This window comes from Mesorhizobium sp. M1396 (assembly GCF_040317725.1).
Classification (GTDB): domain Bacteria; phylum Pseudomonadota; class Alphaproteobacteria; order Rhizobiales; family Rhizobiaceae; genus Mesorhizobium.
Genome location: NZ_JAMYLA010000016.1, coordinates 41,318 through 66,704, shown reverse-complemented (window position 1 = coordinate 66,704; position 25,387 = coordinate 41,318). Strand labels below are relative to the sequence as shown.

22 protein-coding genes and 1 pseudogene are annotated in these 25,387 nt (G+C 63.4%); 17 read left to right on the top strand and 6 right to left on the bottom strand.

Annotated features, from left to right (window positions below):
- Positions 1-49: 49 nt before the first annotated feature.
- The gene (locus NKH02_RS12970) at positions 50-3,133 is read right to left on the bottom strand and encodes an efflux RND transporter permease subunit (RefSeq protein ID WP_352879180.1); all 3,084 of its coding nucleotides are present in this window, start codon (positions 3,131-3,133) and stop codon (positions 50-52) included.
- Positions 3,130-4,467, bottom strand: a complete 1,338-nt coding sequence (locus tag NKH02_RS12965) for an efflux RND transporter periplasmic adaptor subunit (RefSeq protein ID WP_352879178.1) — start codon at positions 4,465-4,467, stop codon at positions 3,130-3,132. The genes NKH02_RS12970 and NKH02_RS12965 overlap by 4 nt, the downstream gene beginning before the upstream one ends.
- A gap of 145 nt (positions 4,468-4,612) precedes the next feature.
- On the opposite strand from NKH02_RS12965, the gene NKH02_RS12960 reads away from it, so the two are divergent.
- Positions 4,613-5,146 carry a TetR/AcrR family transcriptional regulator gene (locus NKH02_RS12960; protein WP_352870695.1) on the top strand — a complete coding sequence of 178 codons (534 nt, stop codon included), beginning with the start codon at positions 4,613-4,615 and terminating at the stop codon, positions 5,144-5,146.
- Between the two features lie 17 nt (positions 5,147-5,163).
- On the opposite strand, the pseudogene NKH02_RS12955 reads toward NKH02_RS12960, so the two are convergent.
- A pseudogene (locus NKH02_RS12955) lies at positions 5,164-5,298 on the bottom strand (Lrp/AsnC family transcriptional regulator); the annotation flags it as partial.
- Positions 5,299-5,448: 150 nt separating this feature from the next.
- Here NKH02_RS12955 and NKH02_RS12950 point away from each other — a divergent pair.
- The 5 genes from NKH02_RS12950 to NKH02_RS12930 all read left to right on the top strand — a co-directional run bounded on the left by NKH02_RS12950 (position 5,449) and on the right by NKH02_RS12930 (position 10,685).
- On the top strand, positions 5,449-6,777 hold the full coding sequence (locus tag NKH02_RS12950; RefSeq protein ID WP_352879176.1) for an NAD(P)H-dependent oxidoreductase: 1,329 nt from the start codon (positions 5,449-5,451) through the stop codon (positions 6,775-6,777).
- A gap of 2 nt (positions 6,778-6,779) precedes the next feature.
- A complete protein-coding gene (locus NKH02_RS12945; protein ID WP_352879174.1) occupies positions 6,780-7,808 on the top strand; it encodes a thiamine pyrophosphate-dependent dehydrogenase E1 component subunit alpha in 1,029 nt (342 codons plus the stop codon).
- A complete protein-coding gene (locus NKH02_RS12940) occupies positions 7,808-8,806 on the top strand; it encodes an alpha-ketoacid dehydrogenase subunit beta (RefSeq protein WP_352879172.1) in 999 nt (332 codons plus the stop codon). Before NKH02_RS12945 ends, NKH02_RS12940 begins: the two co-directional genes overlap by 1 nt.
- Before the next feature lie 3 nt (positions 8,807-8,809).
- Positions 8,810-10,204: a pyruvate dehydrogenase complex dihydrolipoamide acetyltransferase gene (locus NKH02_RS12935; RefSeq protein ID WP_352879171.1), complete on the top strand. Its 1,395-nt coding sequence runs from the start codon at positions 8,810-8,812 to the stop codon at positions 10,202-10,204.
- Between the two features lie 112 nt (positions 10,205-10,316).
- A complete protein-coding gene (locus tag NKH02_RS12930; protein ID WP_352879169.1) occupies positions 10,317-10,685 on the top strand; it encodes a hypothetical protein in 369 nt (122 codons plus the stop codon).
- 30 nt (positions 10,686-10,715) lie between these two features.
- Here the strand turns inward: NKH02_RS12930 and NKH02_RS12925 are convergent, their stop codons facing one another.
- The gene (locus NKH02_RS12925) at positions 10,716-11,687 is read right to left on the bottom strand and encodes a sugar-binding transcriptional regulator (protein WP_352879167.1); all 972 of its coding nucleotides are present in this window, start codon (positions 11,685-11,687) and stop codon (positions 10,716-10,718) included.
- Between the two features lie 260 nt (positions 11,688-11,947).
- Here NKH02_RS12925 and NKH02_RS12920 point away from each other — a divergent pair, with 260 nt between their 5' ends.
- The 6 genes from NKH02_RS12920 (at position 11,948) to NKH02_RS12895 (ending at position 19,045) form a co-directional block, all read left to right on the top strand.
- On the top strand, positions 11,948-12,934 hold the full coding sequence (locus NKH02_RS12920) for an ABC transporter substrate-binding protein (protein WP_352879166.1): 987 nt from the start codon (positions 11,948-11,950) through the stop codon (positions 12,932-12,934).
- A 92-nt stretch (positions 12,935-13,026) separates the two neighbouring features.
- Positions 13,027-14,730, top strand: coding sequence for an ABC transporter permease (locus NKH02_RS12915; protein ID WP_352879164.1), 1,704 nt, complete (start codon positions 13,027-13,029; stop codon positions 14,728-14,730).
- Positions 14,718-15,797, top strand: coding sequence for an ABC transporter ATP-binding protein (locus tag NKH02_RS12910; RefSeq protein ID WP_352879162.1), 1,080 nt, complete (start codon positions 14,718-14,720; stop codon positions 15,795-15,797). The genes NKH02_RS12915 and NKH02_RS12910 overlap by 13 nt, the downstream gene beginning before the upstream one ends.
- Positions 15,797-16,963, top strand: coding sequence for an MBL fold metallo-hydrolase (locus tag NKH02_RS12905; RefSeq protein WP_352879260.1), 1,167 nt, complete (start codon positions 15,797-15,799; stop codon positions 16,961-16,963). The genes NKH02_RS12910 and NKH02_RS12905 overlap by 1 nt, the downstream gene beginning before the upstream one ends.
- Positions 16,960-17,718, top strand: a complete 759-nt coding sequence (locus NKH02_RS12900; RefSeq protein ID WP_352879160.1) for a 5'/3'-nucleotidase SurE — start codon at positions 16,960-16,962, stop codon at positions 17,716-17,718. Before NKH02_RS12905 ends, NKH02_RS12900 begins: the two co-directional genes overlap by 4 nt.
- Before the next feature lie 163 nt (positions 17,719-17,881).
- Positions 17,882-19,045: a DUF930 domain-containing protein gene (locus NKH02_RS12895; protein WP_352879258.1), complete on the top strand. Its 1,164-nt coding sequence runs from the start codon at positions 17,882-17,884 to the stop codon at positions 19,043-19,045.
- Between the two features lie 4 nt (positions 19,046-19,049).
- Here the strand turns inward: NKH02_RS12895 and NKH02_RS12890 are convergent, their stop codons facing one another.
- Both NKH02_RS12890 and NKH02_RS12885 read right to left on the bottom strand, forming a co-directional pair.
- Complete coding sequence (locus tag NKH02_RS12890; protein ID WP_352870707.1) at positions 19,050-19,724, bottom strand: HAD family hydrolase; 675 nt, start codon at positions 19,722-19,724, stop codon at positions 19,050-19,052.
- A gap of 91 nt (positions 19,725-19,815) precedes the next feature.
- Positions 19,816-20,457 carry a hypothetical protein gene (locus NKH02_RS12885; protein WP_352879158.1) on the bottom strand — a complete coding sequence of 214 codons (642 nt, stop codon included), beginning with the start codon at positions 20,455-20,457 and terminating at the stop codon, positions 19,816-19,818.
- Between the two features lie 195 nt (positions 20,458-20,652).
- On the opposite strand from NKH02_RS12885, the gene NKH02_RS12880 reads away from it, so the two are divergent.
- The 5 genes from NKH02_RS12880 to ptsP are packed head-to-tail and all read left to right on the top strand — an operon-like array spanning position 20,653 to position 25,372.
- On the top strand, positions 20,653-21,090 hold the full coding sequence (locus tag NKH02_RS12880) for a transcriptional regulator GutM (protein ID WP_352870709.1): 438 nt from the start codon (positions 20,653-20,655) through the stop codon (positions 21,088-21,090).
- Positions 21,091-21,150: 60 nt separating this feature from the next.
- The gene (gene srlA / locus NKH02_RS12875; RefSeq protein WP_352870710.1) at positions 21,151-21,912 is read left to right on the top strand and encodes a PTS glucitol/sorbitol transporter subunit IIC; all 762 of its coding nucleotides are present in this window, start codon (positions 21,151-21,153) and stop codon (positions 21,910-21,912) included.
- A gap of 16 nt (positions 21,913-21,928) precedes the next feature.
- Positions 21,929-22,927, top strand: a complete 999-nt coding sequence (gene srlE, locus NKH02_RS12870) for a PTS glucitol/sorbitol transporter subunit IIB (protein ID WP_352870712.1) — start codon at positions 21,929-21,931, stop codon at positions 22,925-22,927.
- A 27-nt stretch (positions 22,928-22,954) separates the two neighbouring features.
- A complete protein-coding gene (locus NKH02_RS12865) occupies positions 22,955-23,335 on the top strand; it encodes a PTS glucitol/sorbitol transporter subunit IIA (RefSeq protein WP_352879157.1) in 381 nt (126 codons plus the stop codon).
- Between the two features lie 57 nt (positions 23,336-23,392).
- A complete protein-coding gene (ptsP, locus tag NKH02_RS12860; RefSeq protein WP_352879155.1) occupies positions 23,393-25,372 on the top strand; it encodes a phosphoenolpyruvate--protein phosphotransferase in 1,980 nt (659 codons plus the stop codon).
- Positions 25,373-25,387 lie beyond the last annotated feature (15 nt).

Below are 25,387 nucleotides of genomic sequence, written 5' to 3'. Positions count from 1 at the left end.
GGCCGGAAAAATCCGGCCTCTTTTTATTTCCAGATATTTTTTTGTGCAATTAGCTCGGCAGTGCCGGCATCAGCTTGGGATCCGGTTTCTCGGCCAGATGAGGCAGGTCCTTGCTGGCGATGAAGGTGTAGAACATGGGCACGACGAAGAGCGTGAACATGGTGCCGACCAGTATGCCGGTGAAGATCACCAGGCCCATCGAGTAGCGGGCCGCGGCACCGGCGCCGCTGGACGTGATCAGCGGCACAACGCCAAGCGCCATCGCCGCTGTCGTCATCAGGATCGGCCGCAGGCGTACCTTGGCCGAGGCGATGATGGCGTCGCGCCGCCGCATGCCATGGATTTCGCGCTGCTGGTTGGCGAACTCGACAAGCAGGATGCCGTGTTTTGTGATCAGGCCGATCAGCGTGATCAGGCCGACCTGCGTATAGATATTGAGCGTGCCGAGGCCCAGATTGAGCGGCACGATCGCGCCGAAGATCGACAGCGGCACCGCCATCATGATGATCAGCGGGTCGCGGAAGCTTTCAAACTGCGCCGCCAGAACCAGGTAGATCACGACAACGGCCGCCGCGAAAGCGATCAGGATGGTGTTGCCCTGTTCCTTTTCCTGTCGGGACTGGCCGGAATAGTCGAGGAAGAAGGCGTCGGGCAGGCTCTCCCTGGCGATGTCCTCCAGCGCTTTCAGCCCGTCGCCAGTGGTGACGCCGGGCAACGGAAGCGCTGAAATCGTCGATGAATTCAACTGGTTGAACTGCTCGATTGCCGCCGGCGCCGCATTGGTCGAAATCTTGACCACCGCCGACAGCGGCACCATCTCGCCCGTTACGCTGCGCACGAAGTATTCGCCGAGCTTGTCGGGGTTGTCGCGAAATTCCTGCGGCACCTGCGGGATGATGTCGTAGCTGTTGGAGTCGCGGTCGAACTGCGCCACTTCGGCGCCGCCGACCAGCAGTGTCAGCGTGCGGCCGATATCGGCGATCGGCAGGTTCAGCGCCGCGGCGCGGTCACGGTCGATGGTCACCGTCACTTCCGGTGCGTCATAGGCCATGGAATTCTGCACGACGATGAAGCGGCCGGAGGCTTGCGCCTTTTTCTTGATCTGCTCGGCCACCTCGTACACTTCCGAGGAAGCGCCGGTCGATCGCACCACCATGGAAATCGGCAGGCCGCCGCCGGAGCCCGGCAGCGTCGGCGGTGCGAAGACGAAGGCCTCGACGCCGGCGACTTTGGCGATACGGGCCGTAATTTCGGCCTGCAGTTCCTTCGAATTGCGCTTGCGTTCCGCCCAATCCTTGAAGGCATAGCCGACGAAGGCGCTGTTTGTCGTGCCGCCGAAGGCAACGGCCGAGAACTGCGCCCGTGTCTCGGGAATATCCTTCACCAGACCGAGGATCTGATTGACGTATGTCTCGGTGTAATCGGACGTCGCATAACGTGGTCCTGTCACAATCGAGAGCAGAAAGCCCTGATCTTCTTCCGGCGCCAGCTCGGTTGAGGTCTTGGTGAACATGAAACCGGTCACGCCGGCAAGCGCAAGCACGATGATCAGCGTCAATGGGCGATAGTTGAGCGAGCCGGAGACGGCCCGTCCATAGACATGTTCGACGCGTGCGAAGGTGCCGTCGACAATGCGCTGGAAACGGCCCGGCGTGCCGGATTTCAGGAGGCGTGCCGACATCATCGGAGTGATGGTGATGGCGATGACGCCCGACAGCACCACCGAGCCGGCGAGCGTGACCGCGAATTCACGGAACAGCGCGCCGGTCAGGCCGCCGGTGAAGGCCAGCGGCGCGAACACAGCTGCCAGCGTCATGGTCATGGCAACGATGGCTGACGCTATTTCGCGCATACCGCTGAACGCAGCCTGCATCGGTGACATGTGGTCTTCTTCCATGTGACGATGGATGTTCTCCACCACCACGATGGCGTCATCGACGACCAGGCCGATCGCCAGCACCATGGCCAGCAGCGACAAAAGGTTGATCGAATAGCCGATCGCAAACAAAAGGAAACAGACGCCGATCAACGACAGCGGGATGGTGACGATCGGCATCATCACCGAACGGAAGGAGCCAAGGAACAAAAGGATGACGACGACGACGATGGCAACCGCCTCGGCGATGGTCTTGAACACCTCTTCGATCGAGGCGCTGATCTGCTCGGTCGCGTCGTAGACGACCTCGATCGTCATGCCCTTCGGCAGAGTCTCCTGAATCTCCGGCACCAGCTTGGTGAGCGCCGCCGCCGTGGTCAGCGGATTGGCTGCCGGCGTCGGGAAGATGGCGAGGAAGGTGCCGGGCTTGCCGTTGAAACTGACCCTGGTATCGGTGTTCTCGGCGCCGAGTTCGACGCGAGCCACGTCGCGCAGCCGCACCACATTGCCGTCGGTCGAGCGCAGCGGCAGCTCGGCGAACGCCTCCGGCGTCTGCAATGTCGAGCGCACGGTGATCGATGAGACGACATACTCGTTCTGGGTGGTGCCGGGCGCCGACAGGAAGTTGGAATTGTTGATCGCCGTCAGCAGTTCGGAGGCCGTCACGCCGCGCGCGGCAAGCTTGATCGGATCGATCCAGACGCGCATCGAGTATTCCTGGGCGCCGAAGATCTGCACGTCGGCGACGCCTTCGACCGTCGACATGCGTGGCCTGATGACGCGCTCGATGTACTCCGTCAGCTGCTCCTTCGTCATGTTCGGATTCTGCATCGAGATGTACATCATCGCGAACTGCTGGCCGGTGCCCTTGACGATGACAGGGTCCTTGGAGGCGTCCGGCAAGGTGCCGCGCACGCCCTGGACCTTGGACAGCACTTCGGTCAGCGCGACGTCAGGGTTGGAGCCGAGCTTCATCTGCACCGTAACGGTGCTGGAGGACGGGCGGCTGGACGAGGTGACGTAGTCGATGTTCTCGGTCGAGGCGACGGCGCGGGCGATCGGGGCGGAAATGAAGCCCTGGATCAGATCGGCGCTGGCGCCTGGATAGGCCGTCGTGATGGTGATCGCCGTTTCGTCGACCTTCGGATACTGCCGGATCGACAGGTTGAAGATGCCCTGGAAACCCAAGAGCAGGATCATGCAAGCAAGGGCCGTCGAGAGGACAGGCCGGCGAATGAAGAGATCGGAAACGCTCATTGCCGGTCGGCCTGCTTGTTCGCCGATTTGGTCGGGTCGATGGTGTTGTCCACAACGACGGACATGCCGTTGAAGAGGCGGTTCTGACCGGCGGTGACGACCTCGTCGCCAGCCTTCAGACCCTCGACGATCTCGACCATGCCTTGATTGTGCCGGCCTGGCTTGACGAACACCTGCGACAGCACCAGCGCGGGCTTGTCACCTTCCGCCGCTGGCTTGGCCGGATCGGCAGCCTTGTCCGCCGGCTTTGCCGCATCGGCGGCAGGCTTGGCTGCGTCAGCCGCGGGCTTCGCGGCATCGGCCCGCTTCGTGTCCGCGGGCTTGGCGTCCGCCGATTTGTCGGCTGCCGGCGCCGCGGGTTTTTCTTCCGGCTTGTCTGCCTGCGCCGGGGCCGCCTCGGCGGGCTTCGCCGGCCGCACCACAAATATGTAGTCGCCATAGAGGCTGGTCGTCAGTGCCGTTTGCGGCAGCGTCAGCACGTTCTGCTCTTCGGGCAGTTCGACACGCACCTGCACAAACTGGCCAGGGGTCAGCTTGCCGTCGGGATTGGCGACCTCCGCCCTGATGTTCACCAGCCGGCTGGACGAGTCGATCTTCGGGTCGATGCCGCGAATGGCGCCGGCAAACGGCCTGTCCTCACCGCCGAAGCCCAACCGAACCGTCTGGCCGATCTTGAGCAAGGGGAGTTGCTGTTCGGGAACCGAGAAATCGACCCGCATCGTGTCGAGGTCCTGCAGCGTCACCACGGCGGTGCCGGGGGCCAGGTACTGGCCGATATCGATCTTGGGAATGCCCACCGTGCCGCCGAAAGGCGCCGCCAGCTGCTTCTGATCGAGCACGGCCTGCAGCTTGGTAACCTGGGACGCCGAGGCCGAGGCCGCCGCACGCGCCGTGTCCAGCGTCGAATCGGAGCCGACGCCACGCTTGGTCAGTTCGATGGCGCGGGCCAGCGATGTCTGGTCGAGCGCGGCCTGCGCCTTCTGGGCGTCCAGATCGGCGCGCTCGACGGCGTCGTCGAGCTGCAACAGAACGGCATTGTCCGCCACCTTCTGGTTGGCGTGGAAAAGGATGTTTTTGACGATGCCGGTGGTCTCAACCGTCAGGTCGACACCGCGCACCGCCTTGACCGTACCGATCGCCTCGACGCCCGGCGTCCAGGTCGACGGCTTGGCGATGGTCGTCGAAACGGTTGCCGCCGGCGGCTTCATCGATGCGAAATATTGCTTGATGCCGTTGTCGCGCAGGAAGTTGAAGCCGACGATGCCGCCGACCACGACGACGAGCACGGCCAGAACCAGAACGATAAGAAAGATACGAAGTATGCGCTTGAACAAGGAAGTCCCCTCAGTCGAAATCCGGCGCGAAGCGCGGACATCGGGACACATATCGACTGCGGGTCCCGATTTCAAATAACGGCGATCTTACTGTACCGTCTGGACGGTCTTGTCAATTGGGCCTAAGTTTGCGAAGGGAGACGCCATGAGAGTCCAGCGAACGAACTCGCGCGAGAAGATTCTCGCCGCGGCGGCCGACGTCGCACGGGAATCCGGGCCCGGCAGCCTGTCGCTGGAAGCGGTCGCCAGCCGCGCCGGCGTATCGAAGGGCGGGCTGCTCTACAATTTCCCGACCAAGGCCAAATTGATGCAGGGGTTGGTCGAGGGCTATCTGCGCGAGTTCGAGCAAGCGCTGGACTCCGCCCGCGCGAATGACAAGGACGAAAACCCGCTGGCCGTCTACATCAGGCTGTCGGCCAATGATTGCGAGGAGAAGCGGCCGTCCGCGTCCTGGATATTCTCGGCGATCGCCGAGGATCCCGATTTCATGACGCCGATAAAGACATTCAAGCGGCAACTTTTCGAGCGGCTGAAGGGTGAGACGCCAGACCTCAAATCGCTGCTGGTCTGCTATCTCGCCATTGAGGGGTTGCGCAGCATGAACCTCTTCGATGCGGATGTCCTGTCGAAGGACGAACGAGAGCTGCTCGTATCGTCCTTGCTCGAGATTGCCAAATAGGCGCCTGATCGAAGCGCTCAATCCACGGCGCGCTCAATGTCGCGGCGCAGGACGATCGCGGTTGTCAAATCCTCGACACCGCCATGAGTGGCGATGAGATCGCTCAATGTGTTCAGCCTGTCGATGGATGGCACCTCGACCTCGACAATGAGCATTCCCCGCCTCTTTTTCGCTCCCGTCCGGACTGCCGGGAAAGTGGCCTAAAAGCCGACGGAATATGGACATTAGTCTTGACAGAAATACATATGTTCAATACCCGTCAGGCAATTGAACAAGCCTGCAATGTGGGAGGAATAAGCGATATGGCTTCCAATGTTTCGTTGACGGGTCTTGCCCGCGATCTCGAGGAACGCGCCAAGTCGGGCAAGCCTATCCGCATCGGGCTGATCGGCGCCGGCGAGATGGGAACCGACATCGTCACCCGCGTCGCTCATATGTCGGGCATCGAGATCGGCGCCATTTCCGAACTGAACCTGCCCGCAGCCAGCAAGGCGGTCGATATCGCCTTCCAGGAAACCGGGCATGCGCGCGAAGTCTCGAACGCCTCGGCGATGACGGCGGCGATGGAGGCCGGCAAGGTGGCGGTCACCAACGATGCCAGCCTGGTCATCAACAATGATCTCATCGACGTCGTCATCGACGCCACCGGGGTTCCCGCCGTCGGCGCCGAGATCGGACTGCGCGCCATGGAGCATGGCAAGCATCTGGTGATGATGAATGTCGAGGCCGACGTCACCATCGGCGCCTATCTGAAAAGCGAGGCCGACCGCCTTGGCGTCACCTATTCGCTGGGTGCCGGGGACGAGCCGTCCTCCTGTATGGAGCTGATCGAGTTCGTCTCGGCCATGGGCCACCCGATCGTTGCCGCCGGCAAGGGTAAGAACAATCCGCTCAACGTCGATGCCATTCCCCCCGATTATGAGGAGGAAGCCCGGCGCCGGCACATGAATGTGCGCATGCTGGTCGAATTCGTCGATGGCTCCAAGACCATGGTCGAGATGGCGGCGATCGCCAACGCCACAGGGCTGGTTCCCGACAAGGCCGGCATGCACGGTCCGGCGGCGACGCTCGGCGAATTGTCCAAGGTCCTGGTGCCGCAGAAGGATGGCGGCGTGCTGTCGAAGGTCGGCGTCGTCGATTATTCGATCGGCAAGGGTGTCGCGCCCGGCGTCTTCGTCGTCGCCGACATGTCGCATCCGCGCATCTCGGAGCGCATGGAAGATCTGAAGATGGGCAAAGGCCCGTACTTCACCTTCCACCGTCCCTATCACCTGACCTCGCTCGAAGTGCCGCTGACCTGCGCCCGCGTCGTGCTCTACGGCAAGGCCGACATGGTGCCGCTGGCGAAGCCCGTGGCCGAGGTCTGCGCGGTGGCCAAGAAGGATATGAAGCCCGGCGAGAAGCTCGATGCGATCGGCGAATATTGCTACCGCGCCTGGATCATGACGACGCCGGAGGCGCGCGCCGCCAAGGCCATTCCCTGCGGCCTGCTGCAGGGCGGCTCGGTCACGGCGCCGATCAAGAAGGGCGAGCTCATTACCTATGCGAATGCAGCTCCCGCGGCGGGCTCCAAGATCGCCGAACTGCGCGCCCGCCAGGACAAGCTCGTCTACGGGTCCGTGGGGGCGTGATCATGGCCGGAGCCAGCAAAGCCGTCACTGAGAGTCGCGCCAACCTGCCCTTCGTCTATCGCCAGTACAGCGCCGAGCAGCTCAGGCAGGTGCTCTACAAGATGTACCTCATCCGCCGCTTCGAGGAGGGCGCGGAGGAGTGCTACACGCGCGGCCTCATCCACGGCACCATGCATCTGTCGATCGGCCAGGAAGCCAGCGCCATGGGCATCTGCATGCCGCTCTCCGAGGATGATCAGATCACCTCGACGCATCGCGGCCATGGTCACTGCATCGCCAAGGGCGCCGAGGTCAAGCGCATGTTCGCCGAGTTCTTCGGCAAGACCACCGGCTACTGCAAGGGACGCGGCGGCTCGATGCACATTGCCGATGTCGGCAAGGGCAATCTCGGCGCCAACGGCATCGTCGGCGGCGGCATCCCGATCGCTGTCGGCGCGGCGCTCACCTCCAAGATGATGAAGACCGGCAAGGTCGTGGTCTCCTTCTTCGGCGACGGCGCCAACAATGAAGGTGCCTTCCACGAGGCACTCAACATGGCGGCGATCTGGAAGCTGCCGGTCATCTTCGTCTGTGAGAACAACGGCTACGGCATGTCGACATCGACGGCCCGCTCGACCGCCGTCAAGAACATCGCCGAACGCGCCGCCGCCTATTCGATGCCGGGCGTCATCGTCGACGGCAACATCTTCTCTGAGGTCGCCGAGGCGTCGCATCAGGCCGTCGCCCGAGCCCGCGCGGGCGAGGGGCCGACGTTGATCGAATCCAAGACCTATCGCCATCGCGGCCATTCCAAGAGCGACCGCAACCGCTATCGCACCAAGGAGGAGATCGAGGACTGGATGTCGAACCGCGATCCGATCACCCTGTTCGAGAGCGAGCTCAGGGAATTCGGCTTCATCGACGACAAGGGTATCGAGGCCATCCGTGGCGCGGTGGCGCAGGAGATCGCCGACGGCATCGAGTTCGCCAAGGCGAGCCCGTCGCCCGACGTTCGCGACACCGGGAGTTATGTCTATACGGAGCAGGCGTGATGGACGCGATGGTGCGTGAACTGAGCTACGCCCAGGCGATCCAGGAAGCCATGGCGATCGCCATGGACATGGACGAACGCGTCTTCCTGATGGGCGAGGATATCGGCGTCTATGGCGGCGCCTTCCAGGTCACCGGCGATCTTGTCGAACGTTACGGCGCTGACCGCGTGATCGACACACCGATCTCGGAACTGGGCGGTGCGGGCGTCGCGGTGGGCGCTGCCCTCACCGGCATGCGGCCGATCTTCGAATTCCAGTTTTCCGATTTCGCCACGCTCGCCATGGAGCAGATCGTCAACCAGGCGGCCAAGATGCGCTTCATGCTGGGTGGCGAGGTCTCGGTTCCCGTGGTGATGCGCTTTCCCGCCGGTTCCGGCACCGGTGCGGCGGCCCAGCATAGCCAGAGCCTCGAGGCCTGGCTCGGCCATGTGCCGGGTCTGAAAGTCATCCAGCCGGCGACGCCCTACGACGCCAAGGGCATGCTGCTGGCGGCGGTCGCCGATCCCGATCCGGTGATGATCTTCGAGCACAAGCTGCTCTACAAGACGAAGGGCCCGGTGCCCGAAGGCTATTACACGGTGCCGATCGGCAAGGCCGATATCCGCCGCGAGGGCTGCGACCTGACGATCGTCGCCACCTCGATCATGGTGCAGAAGGCGCTCGACGCCGCTGCCGCGCTGGAGAGCGAAGGCATCGACGTCGAAGTCGTCGATCTGCGAACCATCCGGCCGATGGACAAGCAGACCGTCATCGACAGCGTCAAGAAGACGTCGCGGCTGATGTGCGTCTACGAAGCGGTCAAGACGCTGGGCATCGGCGCCGAGGTCAGCGCCATGATCGCCGAGAGCGAGGCGTTCGACTACCTCGACGCGCCGATCGTGCGGCTGGGCGGCGCCGAAACGCCGATCCCCTACAATCCGGAACTCGAGAAAGCGACGGTGCCGCAGGTTCCCGACATCATCACCGCCGCGCGCGCCCTCGTGAAAGGGGTTCGCTAGCCCATGCCGACCGAAGTCATTCTTCCAAAGGTCGACATGGACATGGCGACCGGACAGATCTCGCGCTGGTTCGCCGAGGAAGGCGCCAGGGTCAAAAAGGGCGATGTGCTGTTCGAGATCGAGACCGACAAGGCGGCGATGGAAATCGACGCGCCGGCCAGCGGCGTCCTGCGCGATGTCACCGGCAAGGAAGGTGTCGATATCGCGGTCGGCGCGGCTGTTGCGTGGATCTATGCCGACGATGAAAGCTATGCGCCAATCTCCCCCCTCGAGGGGGAGATGTCGACAAAGTCGACAGAGGGGGTCGCCTCAGGAGGCACCGCCCTTGAGCCGCGTCCGGTCGAACCGACCCCACCCGACCGGCCTGCGGCCGGCCGCCCTCCCGTCGAGGGGGAGGGGAGAACCCGCGCGACACCTTTGGCACGAAGACTGGCTCGGGAAGCCGGCCTGAACCTTTCAACGGTATCAGGCACGGGCCCGCATGGCCGTGTGGTGAAGGCCGATGTCGATGCGGCACTTTCCTCCCCCCTCGAGGGGGAAGTGTCCGCGAAGCGGACGGAGGGGGTCGCCTCAGAAGGCACCGCCCTTGCGCCGAGTCCGGTCGAAGCGACCCCACCCGACCGGCCTTTGGCCGGCCACCCTCCCCTCAACGGGGAGGGGGACGTGCTGCGCTTGTTCGAAGCGGGCTCCTACGAACTGGTCCCGCATGACAACATGCGCAAGACCATCGCGCGCCGGCTGGTCGAGGCCAAGACCACCATCCCGCATTTCTACCTGACGCTCGACTGCGAACTCGATGCGCTCTTGGCGCTGCGCACGCAGATCAATGCGGCGGCGCCGGTGAAGAAGACCGAAAAGGGCGAGGCTCCCGCCTACAAGCTGTCGGTCAACGACATGGTGATCAAGGCGATGGCGATGGCGCTGAAGGCGGTGCCGGATGCCAATGCGTCGTGGACCGAAAGCGCCATGGTCAAGCACAAGCATGCCGATGTCGGCGTTGCGGTGTCGATCCCGGGTGGGCTGATCACGCCGATCATCCGCAAGGCGGACGAAAAGACGCTGTCCACCATCTCCAACGAGATGAAGGATCTGGCCAGTCGCGCGCGCAGCCGCAAGCTGAAGCCGGAAGAGTATCAGGGCGGCACCGCGGCGGTGTCCAATCTCGGCATGTTCGGCATCAAGGACTTTGCCGCGGTCATCAACCCGCCGCATGCGACGATCCTGGCGGTTGGCGCCGGCGAAGAGCGGGCTGTGGTCAAGAATGGCGAGATCAGAATAGCCACCGTGATGTCGGTGACGCTGTCGACCGACCACCGTGCCGTCGACGGTGCGCTGGGTGCCGAATTGCTCGTCGCCTTCAAGCGGCTGATCGAGAACCCGATAGGGTTGCTCGTGTAGGTCCTGTCGGGAGCCGGCGCCAGATGATGCGCCGGCTCACAAACAGAAACGACTTGTCAGGCGCCGACCCTTGACCCATGTTCTAGATGGATTGCGATCCACGGAGGCCAACATGCCCGCATTCGACCCATCTGACGTCAAAACCCTGTTCAGCAAGGTCATGGGCGCGTCGCCGTCCGATATCAAGCTGGTGGCGCAGCGACTGCACGATCACGCCTTCGAGCCGCGCATGTCGGCGGAGGAGACGAAGCAGCTTGTCGTCGGCCTCGGCTATGACAGCCTCGATGCGTTCTGCGCCGACATCGGCCTTCCCCTGCATATCGCAGAGCGCTGGAGCCGTTTTGGCGTTTCCGGCGAGATGAAGCAGGTGTTCACGCTGCTGGCGGCCCAGCGCAAGCGGGTGGCCGAGGCGATCGCCGAGTTCGAGTCCATGACCCATGTCGGCGTCGAGGATTTTTTGCGCGAGCGCGGGCTGATATAGCTCGTAAAAACCCGTCGGATCGAAGCCGTTTCAGCCACCCTTGGCAAGCAGCGCCGTGGCCGTATTGCTGTCGGTGATCAGCACATTGGTGCTGACGGCTTTCAGCGCGGCGAGGATCGCCGCGACCTTGCGCTTGCCGCCGGCGGCCAGCACCACGTTCGGCACCTGGGCGACAACATCGAGATCGATGGCCATGACACGTCCGTTGACTTCATGGTCGACCAACGCGCCATTGGCGTCGACGAAATAGCACAGCATGTTGGCGACCGCGCCCTTCGCTTTCAGCGAGGCGATCAGCGAGGATGGCACGATGCCGTGCCGGAAGATGGTGGCATCCGGCGACATGTCGCCCACCGTCAGTAGCGCGATGTCGGCGGCGGCCGCGCGCTGGCGTACGTCCTGCAGGGTCGGCTGTGCCCAGAGGAGATCGCGCAGCGAGGAATAGTCGACGATCACCGGCGCGGTAATCTGGTAGCTGTCCACATCGAAGACATCGGCGACCTTGGCGGCGACGATGGACGGATTGATCCATTGCGAGTGCGGCAGGCTGCCGACCAGCGCCACCACGGAGGCGCGCTTCAGCTGCCGGCGGGCGAGGAAACCGAGGCTGGCATGCAGCGTCGCGCCGCCGCCGATCGCCAGCGTCATGCCGTCCCGCATCTGCTCGCCGAGGTAGGCGGCGACGGCATGGCCGATCGCCTTTTCAAGATGGTCATGCGCCGAAGGCGTCGGGATGACCACGGCGGCGTTGAGACCCCAGCGCTTCTCAAGCGCGCGCTCGAGCCCGACCTGTTCGGCCGTCGGGGCATTGATCATGGTGACGACGATGCCTTCGGCGGTGCAGGCGGCAAGTGTGCGCATGACCTTCACCCTGGAGACATCGAGCTTTTCGGCGATCTGCTCCTGCGTGAAGCCTTCGACATAGTAGAGCCACGCCGTCTTGACGTTGAGATCCGACGAGACCATCGGGAGGCGAGCCGGTGTGGGTTTTTCCGTGGGCATCGGTCCTCCTCCTTCATGAGCCATGGCATGGCCGGATGCCCTCTTCGGAGAAACGGCGGCCGGATGTCAACTGATGCCGGTTTCCGGCGCGTCGACTGTGGCACAATCCTGTTCATTTGTAATTGACATTGTACATATGAACATATTTTGTGGGTTTCACGCGCTGTGTCATCCACCAGTCATATGCGCCGTGCAGGGAGGAAGAGACGGGGAACTGGCCAGGGGCCGGACCGGTCATGCACAGAAAGACAGGAGGTCTCATGAAGACGCACTTCATCAAGCTGCTGGCCAGCCAGCTGGCGCTCGCGGCAACTTTGTTTGCCGGCGTGGCAAACGCCGAAACACTGACGCTTTATACATCACAGCCTGAAGCCGACGCGGCCAAGACCGTGGATGCGTTCAAGAAAGCGCAGCCCGGTATCGATGTGAACATCTATCGCTCCGGAACAAGCGACATCCTCACCAAGATGGCGGCGGAGTTCGCCGCCGGCAGCCCGCAGCCCGATGTGCTTCTGATCGCCGACGCGGTCAGCATGGAGCTGTTGAAGAAGGACGACCGGCTGCTGCCCTATCCAGAGGCAAAGCTTGATGGCATCGAGCCGGATGCCTATGACGCCGACAAGACCTATTTCGGCAGCAAGCTGATCACCACCGGCATCGTCTATAACACAGCGGCCGCTGAAAAGCCGGAGCATTGGGCCGACCTCACCAAGCCCGTCTATGCCGATGGCCTGGTCATGCCGAGCCCGCTTTATTCGGGTGCGGCCGCCTATTTGCTTTCGGGCTTCGTCGGCGATGCCAATTATGGCTGGGATTTCTTCCAGAAGCTGAAGGCCAACAATACCGTCAGCGTGCGCGGCAATGGCGCCGTGCTGAAGTCGGTGGCATCAGGCGAGAAGCCCTATGGCATCCTGGTCGACTTCATGGCGATGAATGCCAAGAAGAAGGGTTCGCCGGTCGAGTTCGTGTTCCCCAGCGAAGGCGTGCCGGCGGTGACCGAACCGGTCGCCATCATGAAGACCGCCAAGAATGTCGACGGCGCCAAGAAGTTCGTCGACTTCATTCTTTCCGACGACGGCCAGAAGCTCGCACTGTCCATGGGCTATCTGCCGGCGCGCGCCTCGGTCGGCCGCCCCGAATGGCTGCCGGAAGGCGTCAAGATCAAGGTGATGCCGTTCGACACCAAGGCAATCGTCACCAAGACCGACGCCGACAAGGCGAAGTTCTCGGAACTGTTCGGCGGCTGAGCCGGCAATCCCGGCGGGATGCCGTCACAACGGCATCCCTGACGGGTGAAATCCGAGCGCATCGGCCGATCGATCCCCAGGGAAAAGCAACCATGTCAACACGGATCAGGGAAAGCCGTGGCCAGGAAATGGCCCTGACGGCGGCGGTAGCCATCGTCATCGTCCTGCTGTCGCTGCTGCCGATGCTGCGCCTCATCAAGGAGATCGTGGCACCCGGCGGCACGCTGTCTACCGCCGCGATAAGGGTGGGGCTCGCCAGCCCAGCGACCTGGATCGCGACCTGGCACACGCTGGTAGTCGGCGTCGGCGGCACCCTGCTAGCGGTGCTGTCTGGAACGCTGGTGGCCGTCCTCATCACGCTGACCGATATCCGTCGCCGCGGTGCCCTGGTGCTCTGCTACGTCATGCCCTTGATGATCGCACCACAGGTGACGGCGCTGGCCTGGCTGCAACTGTTCGGCCCGGCAAGTCCGTTCCTCAAGCTCTTCGGCGCGGCACCGCCGCTCGGTACCAAAAATCCGCTCTATTCCACATCAGGCATCATTCTGCTGCTCGGCGTGCAGTACGGCCCGCTGGTCTTCCTCCTGGTGCGTGCCGGGCTGCGCAAGCTGCCGCGCGAACTGGTCGAGGCGGCGCGGGCGGGCGGCGCCGGCTGGTTCACCGTGCTGATCACCATCGTGCTGCCGCTGATGACGCCGTCGATCATGGCGGCAGCGGCACTCGCCTTCGTGTCCTGCGTCGGCAATTTCGGTATTCCGGCCTTCCTCGGCATTCCCGCCAACTATCTCGTGCTGCCAACGCTGATTTATCAAAAATTGGCCGGCGGCGGCCCCGCCGTGCTGGGCGAAACCGCATTCCTGTCGGTGCTGATCGGCGTCATCGCCATGGCGGGCATTCTGGCCCAGGAGGTCATGAGCCGCCGCCGCGACTATCGCATCAGCTCGACATCGCTGGCGGCTGATCCCTATGAACTCGGCCGGTGGCGGCCCGCCGTCCAGGCCGGCATGTGGCTGCTGGTCGTCCTGGTGCTGGTCCTGCCGCTGTTCGGGCTAGTGCTGACGTCGCTGGTGCCGGGTTACGGCATTGCGCTCACCGCCAAGACGATAACGCTCGACAATTATCGTTTCGTGCTGTTCGAGCATGACGCGGCCAATCGCGCCTTCTTCAACAGCTTCTGGCTATCGATCGCGGCTGCCTTCTTCGCGGTCATCGTCGCCGTGCCGATCGGCTATCTGATCGCCTGGGGCAAGCAGCGCTGGGTGCGGTTGCTCAACCTTTCGGTCGAATTGCCCTATGCCTTGCCCGGCGTGGTGCTGGCGATCGCTTCGCTGCTGCTGTTCCTGCGGCCGATCCCGCTGACCGGCATCCAGCTCTACAACACGGTCTGGATCATCCTCTACGCCTACCTCGCCCGCTTCCTGGTGCTGGCACTGCGGCCAACCATCAGCGGCTATCATCAGATCGACCGGGCATTGGAGGAGGCTGCGCAAGTGGCGGGCGCCGGGCTGTTCACGCGCATGCGCACGATCATCTTTCCGCTCGTCGCACCCGCGGCAATCGCCGGCGGCCTGCTGATCTTCATGACCGCGCTCAGCGAGCTTACCGTGTCGGCGCTGCTGTGGTCGTCGGGCTCGGAGACGATCGGCGTCGTGATGTTTTCTTTCGAGCAGGGCGGCGATTCCAACTACGCGGCGGCGATGTCGGTCATCACGGTGGCGGTCACCTTCGTGCTGATGCTGGTGACCAATCTGCTTGCCCCCTACCTTCCCAGCGGAGTGCTGCCATGGCGCGATTGAGCCTGGACAATGTAACCAAGAGCTTCGCCAATTTCGATGCGGTGAAGGACGTGTCGATCGATGTCGCCGACGGCGAGTTCCTGGCGGTGCTCGGGCCCTCCGGCTGCGGCAAGACGACGTTGCTGCGGCTGGTCGCCGGATTCGAGAAAGTGACATCAGGCGAAATCCGCATCGGCAGCGAGGTCGTGTCGGGCAAGGGCGGCAGTGTCGCGCCGGAACAGCGGCGCGTCGGCATCGTCTTCCAGAACTATGCACTGTGGCCGCACATGACGGTGGCAGAAAACATCGGCTATTCGCTGAAGGTGGCGAAGCTGGACACGGCGGTTGCGCGCCGGAAGGTTGAGGACGCACTCGCCCTGGTCAACCTGCAAGGACTGGGCGACCGCAGGCCGGCCAATCTTTCCGGTGGCCAGCGCCAGCGCGTGGCGCTGGCGCGCTGCCTTGTCGCCGCGCCCTCGCTGGTGCTGTTCGACGAGCCGCTCGCCAATCTCGACGTGTATCTGAGGGCCTCGATGGAGGACGAGTTCGCGTCCTTCCACAAGCGCACCGGCACGACCATCGTCTACATCACCCACGATCAGGCCGAGGCGATGGCGCTGGCCGACCGCATCGCGGTGATGGATGGCGGGCGCCTTGCCCAGCTGGCGACGCCGCGCGAACTCTATCATGAGCCGGCAAATGAAATGGTGGCGTCCTTCATTTCGCAAGGTATTTTGCTGCCCGCCGATGTGCTCGGCGCGGAACAGGCAGGTCACTGCAAGGTCCGGGTTCTCGGCGCTGAGCTGGTTGTCCGCTGCCGGCTTGGCGAGCGGCCGCGCGCTGGCGCAAGGATCTGCTGCCGGTCAGCCGATCTCGACGTGTCGCCGGACGGCCCTGGTTTCGACGGCTTGGTCAAGCGAGTGATCTACCAGGGCGGCTCGGCGCGCATCGAATTCACGCCTTTCGCCAGCCCCGACCTCATCTTGCATTTCGAACAGCCCGACCCGGTCGTGCTGGAGAGCGGAGCCCAGGCGCGCCTGCGGATACGATCCGGCTGGCTGATCCCGGCGGTGGGGGCGGTATCATGATGATGCTCGATCTGTTCGGTGGCTTTGGGGAAAAGGGCCGCACCAGTCTTGCTGTCAGCAGCGGAAACGATCGCATCCTGCTCGACATCGGCATCAAGGTCGGCGCTTCCGGAGCAGAATATTATCCGGCGCTGAACGGGTCGATCGCCGACATCGACGCGCTGCTCGTGTCGCATGCCCATGAGGACCATATCGGCGCGCTGAGCTGGCTGTTGTCGCGCGGCTATGTCGGCCCGATCTTCATGACGGCCGAGACCCGCGACGAGGCTCCGGCCGCACTTGCCGGCTACGCGGACCCCAATGATCTCAAGCAGTTCCCCTTTCCAAAAGATCGCGTCGAGCTTTTCGAGCCCGGCGATACGCTGGAGAGCGGCAATCTCTCCATCAGGACTGGACGGTCAGGGCATGTCGTTGGCGGCGTCTGGTTTGCCGTCGATGATGGCGAAAGCCGCGTTGCCTATTCCGCCGACGTGGTGCCGGACAGCAATGTCTTCGTCATGGACACGATCCCGCAATGCGACCTTCTTGTCCTCGACGCCTCCTACGGCGCCGATCCAGTGCCGGGCGCGGCGCGGGCGCGCGAGATTTCGCAGTGGGTTGCGAAGCATCCGCAGGGGTGTCTTTTGCCGACGCCGCTGTCGGGCCGGTCGCTCGAATTGATCGCGGCCTTGCCGGGACCGTTTGCCATCCATGCCGGCATGCGTTCGTCACTGGAAGCGCAGATCGGCGCCACCGCATCCCTGTTACAAGGTGTCTCGGAGATCTTGCTTCGCCGCTTGCAGGATGCAGCCGACTGGACCGATGCCGATCCCCTGCCGTCGCTGCCGTTGCTTGCCGATGACGGCATGGGTGAGGCCGGACCCTCGTCGCGGCTGCTGCCGCGCGCCGACCAGGCCGGTTTTCCAGTGCTGCTCACCGGGCATCTGCCGTCAGGCTCGCCGGGCGATCTGTTGCACAAGGCCGGTCGGGCGGACTGGGTGCGCATGCCGACCCATCCGACGCTGTCGGGCAATGTCGAGATCTGGGAAGGAGCGGGGCGCCCTATGGCGCTCGGTCATTCCTGCGCCGCCGATCTTCTCGATGATCTCAAAAGCCACATCCCGCCGCTGCGCACGCAATGCCGCACCGGCCAGCGCATCACGGTGCCGGAGGCAAGAAAACCATGAGAATTCTGATCTGCAACGATGACGGCATCGAAGCCCCGGGGCTTGCCCGTCTCGTCAAGGCCGCCGGCTTGTTGAGCGACGATGTGTGGGTGGTCGCGCCCGATGGCAAGCGCACCGCCGCCGGTTCGTCGCTGACGATCGCTCGGCCCTTGACGATGCAGCGCGTCAGGCCGGCCTGGTATTCCTGTTCCGGCACGCCCGCCGACTGCGTGGTGAGCGCAATGACGTGGCTGTTTGCCGATGCGCGGAAGCCGGACCTGGTGCTGGCGGGCGTCAATGACGGCCGCAACGTCGCCGAGGATCTCGCTTATTCAGGCACGCTCGGCATTGCCCGGGAGGCGACCTTCTGGGGCGTGCCTGCCATAGGCTTCTCTCGCGTGAAGAACCCTCACTTCACCGATGCCGATGACCAGTGGCTGGGCACGCTGATCGCCTCACTGTGGCGGTCGCGTGCCGACTGGGCGACGGATGGCCATTGGTTGAGCATCAACCTGCCGACTTCTCTGCCGGCCGAAGTCAGGCAGCCGCGCATCGGCCGCGACAAGATCGCCCGCAAGGCCGAGATCGTGGAGAGCGATGGAAATCGCACGGTCATCACCATTCCGCGCGGCCGCGACCATGCCAGCCAGCCGGGCGACGAAAACGCGGCGATCGATGCAGGCTTCATCAGCATCAACCGGCTGAACTGGTTTGGAGAAACGCGGCTGGACCAGGGGCTTCTGAACGGGGTCCTGGGCCCGCAGCAAGCTAGCTGATCCCAGGTCTGATGAAATCGGACGGGCGGCCGCTTGTTGAGTCGCGCCTCGATAGCAAGGCCCTGCGCGTGGTGATCCAGATCACCAACCTGTCAGCGGCCAAATTGCGCCAATCCAGTGCTTATGCTTGAAGCCGCCGCTATTTCATTCCACATCGGTCAGGATGAAGGGCGAGACAGGAGAACGGCGTCGGAATCTGTTGTGGGGCATCCCCGCATCGCTGATCCTGCATGCGCTTGTCGCGGCGCTCCTGGTATATGGCATACCCACGCCTCCGGAACAGCCGCAGGAGGAGCAGCCAGTCAATGTCGCGCTCGTGCCTCCGCCCGAGCAGCCGAAGCCGAGACCTGCTCCCGTGTTGCCCCCTAAGCCGCCGGAACCGAAGGTTGAAAAGCCGCCCGAACAGAAAGTTGAAAAACCGCCTCCGTCGGAAAAGCAGGCGCGCAAGCCCCCTCCAATCGAAGTCCTGAAGCCCGTTTTTCAGTTCGGCGACAAGGATGGCGGCCCCAGGAAATCCCTGGATGGGGCCAGCGCTGAAGACAATTCGCCCGCGCCGGCCAAGGATGAGGATTCGAAGCCTGTCGTGCCGAAGCAGGCAGAGGAAAAATCCATCGCGCCGGCAGATTCAACCAGAGTCGGCGAGAAGCCGGCAACCGCAGCCAAGCAGGCCGAGCCCACGCAGGAGAAACAGGCAGCTTCAGCCCAGGACGTAGACAAACAGCAGGCAGTCGAACAAGACGCGCACGACGCAAACAAGCAAACGGCCGAGGCACCAACGCCATTGGCTACGGCCGGTAGCGACAGTGAGGCCGAGCTTCCCACAATCGAGCTTCCCACATCAGCCGAAGCGCCGAAGCCCAGGCCTGCAAATGCGCCAAAGCCCGAGCCTTCAAAGGTCTCGAAGTCCGCAAGCGAGAGCGCTAGGAGGCCAAGTTCCACGGACGTAGCCGCTGCATCGCGGCGCTATTCGGACCTTCCGGGCGTCCGCAAGCTCTACTCACAGGGCGCGACCGGCGACGCGTCGGCCACAAGCTCGATGGCCGGAGTGCCTCGCGGCAAGCGGGCAGCCAAACTTTGCGCCAGCGCGTTGCAGCAGCAATTGCTGGATGCCTCCTATTTCCCCGAGCTGATCCCAAGTGTTCCGCTGAAGGCCGGCAATATCCTCGACGCCCCCGATGTAGCCTTCCGCACGACAACCACCTGGTATCATCTGGGCTTCCGGTGCGAGGTCGACAGCGATGCGACGAGGGTCTTGTCTTTCAATTTCCGTGTCGGGCCAGTGATCCCGCCTGGCGATTGGGTCCGTCTTGGACTGCCTGTTCGCTAGCAGATCAGGCAGGAACACCGAGTCCAGCCAATTGCCGGCTAACTTCATGCCAGTCGACGCAGACGAAATCGGCACCCGCCGCCATCAGCCGTGCGCCATGTTCGGCGTAGGTATGACCACCCCCGGTGTAGCCGATCGCCGTCATCCCGGCGGCGACGGCGCCCTGGATGCCGAAGGGCGAATCCTCGATGACGATGCAGTCGGCGGGGTTGGCGCCCATCTTGTCGGCGGCGAACAGGAAAATGTCCGGCGCGGGCTTGCCGTTCTTGACCATCGAGGAGCTGTAGATCGCATCGCCGAAAAATCGCGCCAGTCCCGTAACGGCCAGGCTGTGGTTGATGCGCTCGACGGAGGATGACGAGGCAACGCAGCGGTCGCCGGCAAGAGTCCGCAGAAACGCGGTGATGCCCGGTGTCGGTTTCAATTCCTGCGAAAACACCACCTTGGTCTCGGCCCAGATATCGTCATCCGCCGCCGCCGGAAACTGGTGGCCGGTCAAATCCTTGATCTTGGCGATGATGTCGGACTGCTTCATGCCGACGCATTGGGCGATAATGCCGCCATGGACGCCGGGCATGCCGTGCTTTTCATAGACGCGCTCATAGGCCCTGGCGGCCAGCGGTTCGCTGTCGACGAGAACGCCGTCGCAATCGAAAATAATAGGCCTTGGTCGCGCCACGCGCTTCTCCATCGAGTCAATTCCGCACATCGCTATCGGCAAAAAATCAAATGTTCAATAGCGCGGGTGTTTGGGCCACAAGCCGACGGGCTCAAAGCTGGCGCAGCCCATCGCTCGCACGGGAAGTCCCGAGCGCCCGTTGCATGGCTTGCCGGGACTGCGCTCGATCCGGCGTTATCCAGTTCGGCTCGGCGCCGAGGAAGCGGTCGAGGAAAGCCACCGCATACGCCGGCACCTCGGTCACGTTCTCGCGATAAGACCACCAGGTGCGCAGGTCGTCGGCGCATTTGTCGATGCTGGGTGCCGTGCCGAATTCCTGCTCGTGGATCGCCGAAATCACCGAGACGCAGTAGTTGGTGTAGAAGAAACCCTCCGGCCAGAAGCGGACGATTTCCAGCGTGCCGGCATTCGTTTCCGTCTCGATCAGCTGAGTGAGGCCGGAGATTTCCCTGGCCGGCGCCTGTTTGATCAGCTCGCGCAGCACGAGGCCGGCGGCAAAGACGATGAAGTCGGCGCGGTCGATCGCGGCGAAGCGCTTCTGCGCCTCCATGATCTCGACCCAGTCGAGAAAGGCCCTGGTGAGCTTGGCCTCGTCGATTTCAAAGCGCACGCCAAAAGTCTCCGAAACCACCTTGGCGCTGCCGCGAAAGGTGGCGCGGAACCAGCGCAGCTGCCGCAACCGATGGCGAAGGTCGGGCATCAAGGCCAGTTCGTCCCTAAAGGGCAGATCCATATTCCTCGTATCCTGTTTCCCGGCCAGGGTAGCACAATGGTGCCGTCGCCGAAATCTGTCAGCGTCCCTGTGGATGATGGCAGATAAGGTCAATATCATACATATTGACATTCTCGGAAACAAATGTTCTCACTTTGCTGTTGTCGCGTGCTGGTCCAAGGTGCGGTTCAACTGAGGCTTCGGGAGGAGAACCGAATGGCGATTTGGCAGTGGGGACTGCTTCTGCTGGTTATCGTGTGGGCGCTGCAATCGCTCGGCGTCTGGCTGCAGATGCGGCACTATTCTGACGTTTTCAGGGGCGTCACCGATCAGTACAAGGATGGCTTCGTCGGAGCCGGCAATTTTCGCGGTCGATTGGCCAAGGGCACCATCGCGCTTGTCGTGGTGACACCCGATCTGGTCGTGCGCCGCCTGATGGTGATGAGCGGCCGTTCCGTGTTCACCAAATTCAAAAGACATGAAGAGTTCGAGGGCGTTCCCCTCGATCGGCTCCGGTCCAACCCTGCAATCATGGGGGAGGGGGAATCCGGTGTGGCCGAGGCCGTGAAACGGGCGATCGAACAGATCGACAAAACACGGTCGGAGCCGGGGAAGAAGCCGGGTCTGTCCGGTTTGAACGTAGCAAGGGCCTAGAGGACGAGAGGACGCCGCGCACCGACTGGGATTAACCGGCGGGCGGCATAAGGAGGAGAAATGTCTGTATTTTCGTTGTTGGCGCAGCATGCCGACATGGCCGTGCACAATCTGCATGTCGCAGGTGCCATGGTCTCGGATGCTGCTTTGCATGGCAAGCTCGCCGTCGAGCATGCCTCCGACCATCTCGTTGTCCTGGCGCAAGCGGACAGCGGACCCATCACCGTCGATGAGTTCAAGGAAAAGCTGAAAGACGTTCAGCAGGAAGAGCAACTCGGCTGGCTGACCGCCATCGGCAAGTACTTCATCGGCATCTTCCAGAAGGGCGGCGAGGTCTTCGCCGGCTTCGTCACCGGCATCATTCCGACGCTGGTGGTGCTGATGACGGCCTTCTATGCCGTCACCGAACTGGTCGGCGAAGAGCGCGTGCATGGCCTGGCGCGCGGCGCCGGCCGGATCGCACTGACCCGCTACACGCTGTTGCCGCTGCTTGCGGTGTTCTTCCTCACCAATCCGATGGCCTATACGTTCGGATCGTTCCTGGAAGAAAAGCACAAGCCGGCCTTCTATGACGCGGCCGTGTCCTATGTGCACCCGCCGCTCGGCCTGTTCCCGCACATCAATCCCGGCGAATATTTCGTCTGGGGCGGCATTCTCGTCGCGTTGCTGGAGCTGGAGAAGAAGGGCGTCGTCGTGGCCGGCTACCACGTCAAGGTGGCGATCTGGTACGCCATCGTCGGTCTCGTCATCATCCTGCTCAAGGGCATGCTGACCGAACGCATCACCGCCATCATGGCGCGCCGCCAGGGCGTCGAGTTGTAAGGGCGGGGAGGACATCATGGACAGGACATACAAAGCCGTACGGATTTCCCAGGGCAAGACCGGCTGGGGTGGCCCGCTGGTCATCGAGCCGACCGCGCAGCGAAGCAAGGTTGTTTCGGTGACCGGCGGTGGCATTCATCCCGTGGCGCAACTCATCGCCGATATGACTGGTGCCGAAGCCGTCGACGGGTTCAGGGCGCCGCCGATCGAAAGCGAGATGGCGGTTGTCGTCGTCGACTGCGGCGGCACCGCACGATGCGGCGTCTATCCGCGCAAGCGTATCCCGACCGTTAATCTGACGCCGGTCGGTCAATCCGGGCCGCTGGCCCAGTTCATCACCGAGGACATCTACGTTTCGGGCGTAAAGCCGGCCAACATCACAATGGCGGACGGATCCGAAACGGTCACGACTGCAGGGGGAGCAGCAGCGATGAGTTCGAGCAACACCAATGCGACGCCGACGGCGCTGCCTAGCGAGGGCGGGCTGATCGGCCTCATCAGCACGATCGGCCGCGTCATGGGTCGTATCGTCGGCATCTTCTTCAACGCCGGCCGCCGCACCATCGATCAGGTCATCCGCAACGTGCTGCCGTTCATGGCCTTCGTGACCATGCTCATCGGCCTGATCCTCTACACCGGTATCGGCGATGTGCTGGCACAGCCGATGGGTCCGCTGGCCAACAACATCGTCGGCCTGCTGATCATCTCGGCGATCTGCGGCCTGCCGTTCCTGTCGCCCATCCTCGGGCCGGGCGCTGTTATCGCGCAGGTCATCGGCGTCGCCATCATCGGCCCGCAGATCGCCAACGGCACGATTTCGCCGGCAATGGCGCTGCCGGCGCTGTTTGCCTACAATACCCAGGTGGGCTGCGACTTCGTCCCCGTCGGTCTGGCGCTCGGTGAAGCCAAACCGAAGACGATCGAAATCGGGGTTCCGGCGGTGCTCATCAGCCGCCAGATCATGGGCCCGGTCTCGGTGCTGATCGCCTGGGTCGTCAGCCTGATCGTGTTCTGAAGACAGGTACACAATGAGGTTCGCCATATGACGGTTCTTCTGAGAACACGGGTCACCGCCATCGGCCCCGAAGTGGCGGACCTCGCCGAAGCGGGCGTGGTCATACTGTTTGCGGATGGCTCGCCGCCGGAGCTTGCAGAAGTTTCCGTGCTCCACAAGACGGAATACGGACCCAGCGACGGCGCGCCTCAAAAGGGCGCGTCGATCACCCTCGGCCCGGTTTCCGCTGTCATAACGGCGATCGGCGCCAGCGCCTGGAGCAAGGTGCTTGAAATGGGCCATGTCGTCATCTCGTTCAACGGCGCCGCCGAGGCCGAGAGGCCAGGGGAAATCTGCGCATCGCCGGTCGATCCGGAAGCGCTCGTGACCGCCCTGAAGACCGGCACGATCATCACCATCGCCGCCTGACAGTGTCCGCGCCGTCACCCGTCTGGCAGTGGCGCCAAGAAAAGCAGAGTATTTGCCATGGAACGCTCGACCATCGTCAGAGTGCATGAAGGTTTGCACGCCCGTCCCGCGACGCGGTTCGTCAAACTCGCCAAGGGTTTCGAATCCGATGTCGAGCTGGTCAAGGACGGCAAGGCGGTCAGCGCCAAGAGCTCAGTCAAGCTCATGCTGCTGGCGGTCAAGGAGAACCAGGAAGTCACTGTGCGGGCCAATGGCGCCGACGCCATCGAGGCCATCGAGGCGTTGATCGGTTATCTGGAAAATCCGCGAGCGGGCCTGGATGATGAAGCTGAGTCGCAGAGCCCGGCGAATGGGCAGGAAATGGCACCCGCGCCAGCGCCCGAATCCGTGCCGGCGGCGCTTGGTCGAGCAACCGGCTTGCGCGGCGTGGCCGCTAGCGAAGGGTTCGCCATCGGACCGGCCTTCGCGCATTTCCCGCCCGATATTGCCGGACAGGGCCGCATGTTGCAGGCGGAGGAGATTGCCGGCGAGATCGACAGGTTCCGCGCCGCCGTTGGCGCCGTCCAGGCGCGCATGGACCATGCGTTGGCGCAGGACAGCCTGTCGGCTGGAGACCGCGGCATCGTCGCCGCGCTTCGTGACATCGCCGCCGACGACAGCCTGACCGGCGAGGCCGAGACCTTGATCAAGGGCGGCAACGATGCGATTTCGGCTGTCATCACAGCAGCTTCCACCATCGCCGCCGATTTCGGCGCTGTCGACGATCACTATCTCAACGCGCGGGCGGACGACGTCCATGCGGTCGGCCGGCAGATCTGCCTAGTGCTGCTGGGGCAGGACGATGTCAGCCTCGAAAACATCCCCGAAGGGGCTATCCTGATTGCCGACGACATCGGCGCCTGGGATCTGGCGCGCGCGCCGCTAAAGCGCATCGGCGGCGTGGTCTGCGGCCATGGCGGCGCGACCTCGCACATCGCCATTATCGCCCGCTCGCACGGCATTCCGGCGGTGCTCGGCCTCGGCCATCAGGTCAATGCCTTGCGCACGGCGCGAGAAGTCGCGCTCGACGGCAATGCCGGCCATGTGATCATCGACCCCGACGAGGCGACCCGCGCCGACTTCGCCGGCCGCGTCGAAGCGGCGGCAAGGGAGCGCGCCGGGCTGACCGTCTTCAAGACGGTGACGCCGAAGCTCGCCGACGGCAGGATCATCGAAGTCGCGGCCAATATCGGCTCGCTGGAGGAAATCGAGGCGGCGCTGGAGGCCGGCGCCATGGGCGTCGGCCTGTTCCGCACCGAGCTTCTGTTCATGCGCCACATGCACCTGCCCTCGGAAGACATGCAGGCGGAAACCTACGCGGCGCTGGCCAAGGCTTTTGCGCCGTATCCGGTCATCGTGCGGACGCTCGACATCGGCGGCGACAAGCCGATTACCGGCATCGAATTTCCCGATGAGGAAAACCCCTTCCTCGGCTGGCGCGGCATCCGCATGTGCCTCGACCGGCCCGACATCTTCAAGCGCCAGCTGCGGGCGCTGCTGCGGGCGGCCGTGCACGGCAACATCAAGGTGATGCTGCCGATGGTGTCCGATATTGGTGAGGTCAGGCAGACGCGGCTTCTGGTCGATGAATGCGCCGCCGAACTGAAAGCCGAAGGCGTGCCACATGCGACGTTCGATCTCGGCGTGATGATCGAAACCCCGGCCGCCGTGCTGATCGCCCCGGCTTTGGCCAGGGAGGTCGCTTTCTTCTCGATCGGCACCAATGACCTCACCCAGTACATCATGGCCGCCGACCGGCTCAACCCGACCGTGGCGAAGCTCAACGATGTCACCAATCCGGCCGTCATGGCGGCGATCGACATGACGGCCAAAGCCGGCGTCGCCGCCGGCATCATGGTCGGCATGTGCGGTGAGGCGGCCGGCCGCCCCGATCTCATTGCGACCTTCGTGAGGATGGGGCTGACCGAACTCTCGATGAGCCCGGCCTCGATCCAGCGCGCCAAGAAAACGATCATGGCGATGGCGGCGGAAGGCTAGCCGAGGTCTCGATAA